This window comes from bacterium (genome assembly GCA_030652805.1).
Taxonomy (GTDB): domain Bacteria; phylum JAHJDO01; class JAHJDO01; order JAHJDO01; family JAHJDO01; genus JAHJDO01.
This window is the reverse complement of the sequence record JAUSPT010000090.1, coordinates 1-8,473: the sequence shown is the minus strand read 5'-3', so window position 1 is coordinate 8,473 and position 8,473 is coordinate 1. Positions and strand designations below refer to the sequence as shown.

Genomic DNA, 8,473 nt, shown 5'->3' with positions numbered 1-8,473 from the left:
GTAAACTATGTCTTAAATCGTCTAATTCCTTCTGAAAATCTCTTTAACATTCTTTTTTCTACCTTTGATGTATGTTTCTGCCTTTTTTTATTCTCTATCTCTTTTTCTTTTTCCTTTAATTCTCCATTTTGCAGAACTCTTACATATTTCCAGGCAGCTTAGCTACCCATATATCAAAGTTTCCACTTCTATCCGATTGAAAGACAATTTTGTCTCCATCAGAGGAAAAGCATGGATATAATTCATTATATTTGTCATCTGTAATCTGAACTGGGTTAGTGCCATCACTATTCATGATCCAAAGATCATAATTCCCACTTCTATTAGATATAAAAGCTATCTTGTTTGTTTTTAATGAAACACTTGGGAAGCTATTCCATGCAGTGTTTGTTAAACATATGCTGTCTTCTTTATCAATGTTCATTGAGTGCAAGTCATTATCGCTGAAAAAAAGCACCTTTTTAGCATTATCCATCCAGCACGGATAATCATGATATCCTCTTGTAGTAACGTATTTAGGCTGCTCATCATCTATCCCATTCATTATCCATAGATTATTCTGAGAAATAAACACAATTTGTCCATTAACTGGCGAACATGAAGGGTTATATCCCTGTACTCCTTTGCCTAGTTGTCGAAGATTAGCCCCATCACTGTTAACCATACACAGTTTAGGCTCTGCATTATCATTCAGCTTTGCAGAACTAAAGATTATTGACTTACCGTCATAACTCCAGGTTGGACGATTGTCCAGTGTTGCTGTATTAGTTATGCGTTTTGGTTCTTCTTTTCCTTCGGAATCTACAATCCATATATTTTGCACATCATCCTGATACGATACATAAGCTATTTTAGTGCCATCCGGGGAAAAAGCAGGAGCAGAATCGTATTCATAGGCTTTTGTAATTCTTATAAATTCTATCTCAATCTTTGTCTCTTCTTTTTTCTCTTCCTGTCTTTTTTGTGTAGCCCTTCTCAATTCTGCTATTTTCTTACTTGCATCTACTGTTCCTATATCACTTTTTTTACATCCGAGTACAGATAAACAAATTATTAATATTACAGAAAAAGCTATGTATTTTTTCACATCAATTCTCCACTTAATTCTAACATTTATTCTACGGCACAAGACAGGCTCTGTCAAAGGTTTTTTATCTCATCCATAAACTGTGCGGCTAATTTCGCATCTTGTATAACAATTATATTTTCCCAATTCAGTTTATGAGCGCTAAATGTCGGATTAAAGGAACCTGTAATTATTATTCTTTTATCTATCAGAAAAATTTTATGATGCATCTGGTGAGAATAATTCTTGTCCCATTTCACATCAATGCCTACATGACGGAAAAAGCTGAACATGTTCCAGAAACTATCCATGCCTTTTTCCATCACACCTGTTATTTTTATGCCTTTGTTATGTTTGGATATAATAACTTTTGCTATGTCTTTATCTGTAAAAATAAAGCTTGCAAAACAGATACTCACCTCAGCATTGTTCAGCAGCTGAATTATCTTCTGTTTGCAATTATCTTTTTTTGAGAAAAAGGCTACTATTTTCTCCTCTGTGGTCTGTCGTCTGTGGTCTTTGTAATCCAAAGAGCCGGAAATCCTGCGGAATTCCTCTATAAAATCTTCTGCCAGCACTTTCGAGTTTATAACAACTACATTATTGTTATTGTAATATGTGCCATTGTAAGTAGGGTTATAAGACCCTGTCCATACAATTTTATTATCAAATACACAAAATTTATTATGCATAAGGCCTCTCGGCTGTTTTGCAACCTTTATATTAATATGTTTGGATAATAGTGCATACTGGGATCCTGGACTATTTATTCTTTCTTTATCCATCACTAAATGCACCTTTACTCCCCTGTTTTTCGCATCTATCAAAGCAGAAGCAACCTTAATAAGCTCCAAATTATAAAATGCGCCATAGACATTTTTTTCAGATAGATTTATCAATTTTATTAATTGCGCACTTAGATTCTCTTTTGGGCCAAAATATGCGGAAATAGAATCATAATCCTTGAGTAAAGGGCTTTCAGTCCTATTAGCTCCAATATGTTTATGACAGGGTATAAAGCTTAAAAGCGCACCTGTTAAGATTATTAGCTGGATTTTTTTGAACATAATATATTGACTCTATTATTCTTTATTTTTATTGAAATTGCTCCATCTGTGTCTGTGTAATAGATATCTTTATCCTGAATATGTTTTATGACAGAAGGCTTACGTTGATAAATCAGGATTTTTCTACCGTTAATATTTATTGTATGCATACAATCGGGTGTGATTAAAAGCTCTATATTGCTAGGCATAATGCGAAGCTTGAGATTACCGTTATGCATCCTGAAATCTATTCCGGAAGATTTCAGAATGGATTTTTCATGATTAATGTTTTCATAACCGATTCCAGTGTTTTTAATGAATTCAAGGAAGTTCTTGTATGTAAAGGAGTTTTTGGACTGCGCAATATCTAGAACTTGTTTAATATCAAAGTTCTTTGATAAATCCCGAACTGTGCCTAGATGATCATCGCTTACTCTATTCAAGAACAGATAGTCGATTTTTGAGATATGTTTTGCCCATAGAAGTGGTTGAATTACTTTTTCAACATTATTAAATTTATTGCTATCACTGGTTATAAGCATGATTTTATTTTGAGTCCGTCCGCAGGGAAGCTTTATAAGCGCTATATCTCCGTCTGGAGAATGCGGAAAAACAATCTCAATGGAATTGCTCTTTATTCTTGGAAATAAAAATAGAATTAATAAAATAAGCACAAAGACATATAATGTCTTCCTGTTTTTCATACCGTTATAAAATGCATATAAAGCAAACGCAATTAATGTGTAATATCCAATGATATCTGTAATACATGGCTTTTGTACCTCAAAATACATGAGGTGAATTGATGAGAAAAATTCTATTAATTTTAATAGTATTGTCAGCAGAATCCAATTTGGCATACTGAAGATATAGGCAAGTTTAATCCATAACATTCCAAATACAGATGCGAGCAATCCAAGTGCCAATATACAGGCAACAGCTGGAAGTATTACGATATTAGTAAAAACACTCCATAAGGATAGATAGTTAAAGTGATATGCAACTATCGGCATAACGCTTATCTGGGCTGATAGAGACACTGCAAAGGCAATAAACAAAAAACGGGAACCTTTCAGTATGGGAGCAAGACAAATAATTCCCAATGTAGCTATAAAAGAGAGCTGAAAACCAGCATTAAACAAGCTATATGGATTGATAAATAAAAGCACAAGACATGCTAACGACATGCTGATATAAAGATTCTGCTCCCTGTCGATTATAATAGCCACCAATACTGCTAAAGCCATTATAGTTGTACGGAATATCGGATCCCGCATGCCTGTAACCATGCAATACAAAGTAACCAGCAATATCAGGATAAGTGCAGCGGCCTTTTTTGGAACTCTGCATAGTTTTAAAAATCCCCAGAACATAAAAAGAATCAGACCAACATGAAGACCTGATACTGCAAGAATATGTACTATGCCGCTCTTTCTGAACATATCAAAAATCTGTTGTGGTATATCCTCCCGCATGCCCAGAAGAATCCCGTTCAGCATCGCAGCCTGAGGATCAGGTAAACTTCGTTTATTGATCATTTTTATCATGTTCTTTAAAGTAAGTGCTTTGCCAATAATAAAATTCCCCTCATTCCTGGCAATAATTTTTATATTCCCTGCATCTTTTATCTTCATTACTCCATATACGTGATGCCGTTCCAGATACTTTCTATAGTTGAATGTTCCTATATTCCCGTCCCAGTATGGACGAGAAAGTTTTCCAAACACCTGAACTTTATCACCGTATTTAAAATTAAGATTGCAAGAGCTTACTCTAACAAGAATTAATCCTCTAGGGGTTTGCAACCCCTTAATTTGCTCAGGAGATATAACAATATTCGTATAGAATCTTCGGCTTACAGGGTCTTTTATTATTATGCCTTTAATTTGAATCTCAGCATTGGTATTGTAGAAGTGGCTATGGAGGTTTGGTTGATGAAAAGATGAGTAGATTTCAGTATACATCATGCTTATTGGGATCGTTAGGCAATAAAGAAGGATTATCCCCAGAATATTGGGAATCCTTTTCTTTCTAAAGCAGATTATTCCTGCTGGAAGAAGAACAAGGACGCATATTGCTTTATATAATAGAGGAATATGTAAATACGTCTCAAGCAATATGCCCGCAATAAATAGGAGAGTGATGTATATAAGAGGACTAGTTTGTAACAATCTTGTTGTTTTTATCTACGAATACAACCTTGCTTTTGAAATTCGGTATCTCATCGCTCGTGATTAGAGCATAGGAAATAATACATAATTCATTGCCAATTTCTCCACGCTTTGCGGCAGGGCCATAAAGCGCAATTATGCCTGAATTCTCTTTCTCTTCTATAATGTATGTTTCAAGTCTGGCGCCATTTTGAAAATTCAGAACCTGCACTCTTTCACCAGGTATCATCCCGCTTGCTCTAAGAAGCGCTTTGTCTATACCAATGCTGCCATTATAATCAAGCACCTTTTTTGTAATTGTGGCTTTATGAATCTTTGCTTTTATCACATTTGTTAGTATCATTTTTTCTACTCCGTATAAATTTCAAAGTCCAAATCTTAAATTTGGCATTATTCTTTAGTGTAGTCCAATTCTGCGAGCTGTTTGTAGAGCTTGAATCTTTGCGTAACGTTTTGCTGAGCGAATTTCATCAGTTTATCTGCGCGTTTCGGATCTATCTTCTTCAGGACTCTGTACCTGTTCTCATTATATGCATAATCTGAAAATGGAATCTGTGGTTCTTTACTGTCAAGTATAAGTGGATTTTCTCCCTGGTCAGTGAGCTCGGGATTGTATCTGTAAAGAGGCCAGTATCCGCTCGCTACTGCATTCTTCTGCTCAGTAAGTCCGCGTGTCATATCTATACCATGAGCTATACAGTGAGAGTATGCAATAATTATTGAAGGCCCCTTATAAGCTTCCGCTTCTACAAACGCCTTGACCAACTGGTTTGGATCAGCGCCTACTGCAACCTTGGCAACATAGATATATCCATAACTCATAAACATAAGTCCAAGGTCTTTCTTGGGAACTGGTTTTCCTGCAGCAGCAAACTTGGCAACAGCGCCAAGAGGAGTAGCTTTTGAAGACTGTCCTCCTGTGTTTGAATACACCTCAGTATCCAACACAAGTATATTAACATTTTTCCCTGAAGCTAAAACATGGTCAAGCCCGCCATATCCTATATCGTATGCCCAGCCGTCTCCCCCAATCCCCCATATAGATTTTTTAACCATATAATCTGAAACCGTAAGAAGTTCCTTACAATCAGGCAAGGCGCAGGATTTTAATAAATTCTTTAGTTTTTCAACTCGTTCTCGTTGTTTTTCTATACCTTCCTGTATTGACTGGTCAGCATCTTTTATTTTCGAGATGATATTCTTTAATTCATCTGACGAGGAATTATCATCTGCAATTCTATCTGCAAGTTCATATGCGTATTGTGTGAATTTATCAACAGTCAGTCTCATACCAAAGGCCAGCTCAGCAGCATCTTCAAAGAGCGAGTTATTCCATGCTGGACCGCGTCCATCCGAACGTTTGCAATATGGTGTTGTAGGAAGATTTCCTCCATAGATTGAGGAACATCCTGTAGCATTTGCTATAATTGCCCGGTCACCAAAAAGCTGAGTAAGCAGTTTAACATATGCTGTTTCTCCACATCCTCCACAAGCACCAGAATATTCAAAAAGAGGTTTTATAAACTGGCTTCCTTTAACAGTGTTTCTATTATAAAGATCAGGGGCTGTATCTGGTAAGTTGAGAAAGAACGCATAGTTTTTCACTTCTTCTTCCCTTATTGGAGATTGCGGCGACATTTTAATCGCCTCTTTATTTTTCATGGGACAATTCTCAAAGCAAGTGCCACACCCAGTACAATCCTCGGGAGCTACCTGAAGTGTGTATTGATAATCTTCCATATCTTTTGAAGGCTTTGAATCTGTATGCTTGAATGTTTTAGGAGCATCTTTAAGAAGTTCTTTTTTATATATCTTTGGCCGAATCGCAGCATGCGGACAAACTAATGAGCATCTTCCACACTGAATACATGTTTCTGGATTCCATATTGGAATGTTAATAGCAAGATTGCGTTTTTCATATTGAGTTGTTCCTGTGGGCCAGGTTCCATCTGATGGCATTTGAGAGACCTTTATACTTTCTCCTTCTCGTCTTATTATCCTTGCAGTAACCTCTTTAACAAAATCAGGTGCATCATCAGCCACAGTAGGCTTCTCAACCACCTGTCCTTTGAAAGAGTGAGGAACTTCTACTTCCTGAATATTATCGGCAGTTGCATCAACAGCCTGAGTGTTCATATTAACAACTTTCTCTCCCTTTTCGCCATATGTCCGCTTTATTGATTCCTTAATTGCGGAAATAGCCGTTTCTTTAGGAAGGATGTCTGAAATCAAGAAGAATGCAGTCTGCATTATTGTATTAATACGTGTGCTTAACCCAAGTTCTGAGGCAATCTTGACTGCATCTATAACATAGAACTTAAGGTTTTTATCTATAATTTGTTTTTGTACTTTTGGAGGCAACTTTTCCCACACAGTATTTTTATCATACTCTGATGTTAGAAGAAAGGTGCCTTCATCAACTATGTACTTAAGCATATCGTACTTTTCTAGAAATGTGAAATTATGACATGCAAGAAAATTTGCTTTTGAAATCAGATAAGGGCTTCTTATAGTTTTTTTGCCGAATCGAAGATGCGAAACTGTGACAGCGCCTGCCTTTTTGGAATCATAGACAAAATATCCCTGAGCATAATTGTCTGTTTTTTCTGCTATGATTTTAATGGAATTATGATTAGCGCCAACTGTCCCGTCAGAACCAAGCCCATAAAACATAGCCCTATACACATCTTTCTCGGAACTGAATGATGGGTCATATTCCAGACTTGTGTGAGTAATGTCATCTTCAATGCCAATAGTGAAATGATCTTTGGGTTTAGTCTTAAGAAGATTATCAAAAACTCCCTTAGCCATTGCTCCATTAAATTCCGCAGAACCAAGACCGTAGCGTCCGCCAATGATTAAAGGATATCCATCTAATTTAATCAATCCTCTCTCCATTGCCTCGCCAATTGCTGTACGAATATCTTCATATAAAGGCTCTCCAAGGCTTCCTGGCTCTTTTGTCCTATCAAGAACAGCTATTCTTTTTACTGTATTTGGTAGAATAGACGCAAATGCTGCTACGTCAAATGGCCGATAAAGGCGAACTTTTATAACTCCAATTTTTTCACCTTTGGCATTCAAGTATTCAACGGTTTCATGAACTGTTTCTCCTCCGGAACCCATTATCACAATCACATTTTCAGCATCAGGAGCCCCAATATAATCAAACAGCTTATACTGTCGTCCTACTATCTGAGCGAACTTATTCATTGTTTTTTGGACAATTCCAGGACAATCATTATAATACTTATTAACACTCTCGCGTCCCTGGAAAAACACATCTGGATTCTGAGAAGTTCCTCGAAGCTGGGGCCGGTCGGGAGAAAGGCCTCTTAACCTGTGTGCCCTAACTAATTTAGTATCAATCATAGCTCGCATATCCTCAGGTGTAAGTTCCTCTATTTTTTGTATTTCATGCGAAATGCGAAAGCCTTCAAAGAAATGCAGAAAAGGAACTCTGGCTTCCAGGGTTGCTGCCTGAGCTATCAGGGCAAAATCCATTGCTTCCTGCACGCTCCCGGAAGCAAGCATTGCCCATCCTGTCGCTCTGGTTGCCATAACATCTGTATGGTCTCCAAATATAGACAGTGCCTGGCATGCGATGGAGCGAGCAGCTATATGAAATACTGTTGAACACAATTCCCCTGCAATCTTATACATATTTGGGATCATAAGAAGCAGGCCCTGGGATGCTGTAAATGTTGTAGTAAGCGCGCCTGTAGTAAGTGCGCCGTGAACTGTCCCGGATGCTCCTCCCTCTGATTGGAGTTCTACAACGACTGGCACTGTTCCCCAGATATTTTTTTCTCCTTTTGCAGATTTCCCGTCAGCAATTTCACCCATTGCAGAAGAAGGGGTAATTGGATATATTGCAATTACTTCATTAGTTGCATGTGCTACATGCGCTACAGCGCTATTTCCATCATAAGGAACCATCCTGCGAGTCATAATACCTCCTATAAATTTTCAGTATTAAGTTATAAGGATTAAGATTATGAATACTATCATAAAATCAGAGAAAAAAAAATGAGATAGTTTTTGACATGTGGAAATGGTAAGATACATCCTTACCCCCTAGGTGGAGGATACAAGGGACCCCATCCCGAAAGCTTTCGGGATGGGGTCAGGAAAATATTAATAGTATCTGCGAAAATATTTAAGGAGATAAGGAAAGAAGCATCATGTTT

General features: G+C 37.2%; 5 protein-coding genes. All 5 read right to left on the bottom strand.

Annotated elements, in window-relative coordinates:
* Window positions 1–139 precede the first annotated feature (139 nt).
* Genes Q7J67_08795 through nifJ form a run of 5 tightly spaced genes read right to left on the bottom strand, consistent with a single transcriptional unit; the run spans window position 140 to window position 8,234 of the window.
* Complete coding sequence (locus Q7J67_08795) at window positions 140–1,087, bottom strand: hypothetical protein (protein MDO9465379.1); 948 nt, start codon at window positions 1,085–1,087, stop codon at window positions 140–142.
* A 53-nt stretch (window positions 1,088–1,140) separates the two neighbouring features.
* Window positions 1,141–2,133 (bottom strand): phospholipase D-like domain-containing protein, encoded by a 993-nt coding sequence (locus tag Q7J67_08790; GenBank protein ID MDO9465378.1) that lies wholly within the window; start codon window positions 2,131–2,133, stop codon window positions 1,141–1,143.
* The gene (locus Q7J67_08785) at window positions 2,112–4,283 is read right to left on the bottom strand and encodes a ComEC/Rec2 family competence protein (protein MDO9465377.1); all 2,172 of its coding nucleotides are present in this window, start codon (window positions 4,281–4,283) and stop codon (window positions 2,112–2,114) included. Before Q7J67_08785 ends, Q7J67_08790 begins: the two co-directional genes overlap by 22 nt.
* Entirely contained in the window at window positions 4,270–4,623 is a 354-nt protein-coding gene (locus Q7J67_08780) for an aspartate 1-decarboxylase (protein ID MDO9465376.1), read from the bottom strand. Before Q7J67_08780 ends, Q7J67_08785 begins: the two co-directional genes overlap by 14 nt.
* Window positions 4,624–4,673: 50 nt before the next feature.
* Complete coding sequence (gene nifJ, locus Q7J67_08775; protein ID MDO9465375.1) at window positions 4,674–8,234, bottom strand: pyruvate:ferredoxin (flavodoxin) oxidoreductase; 3,561 nt, start codon at window positions 8,232–8,234, stop codon at window positions 4,674–4,676.
* Window positions 8,235–8,473 lie beyond the last annotated feature (239 nt).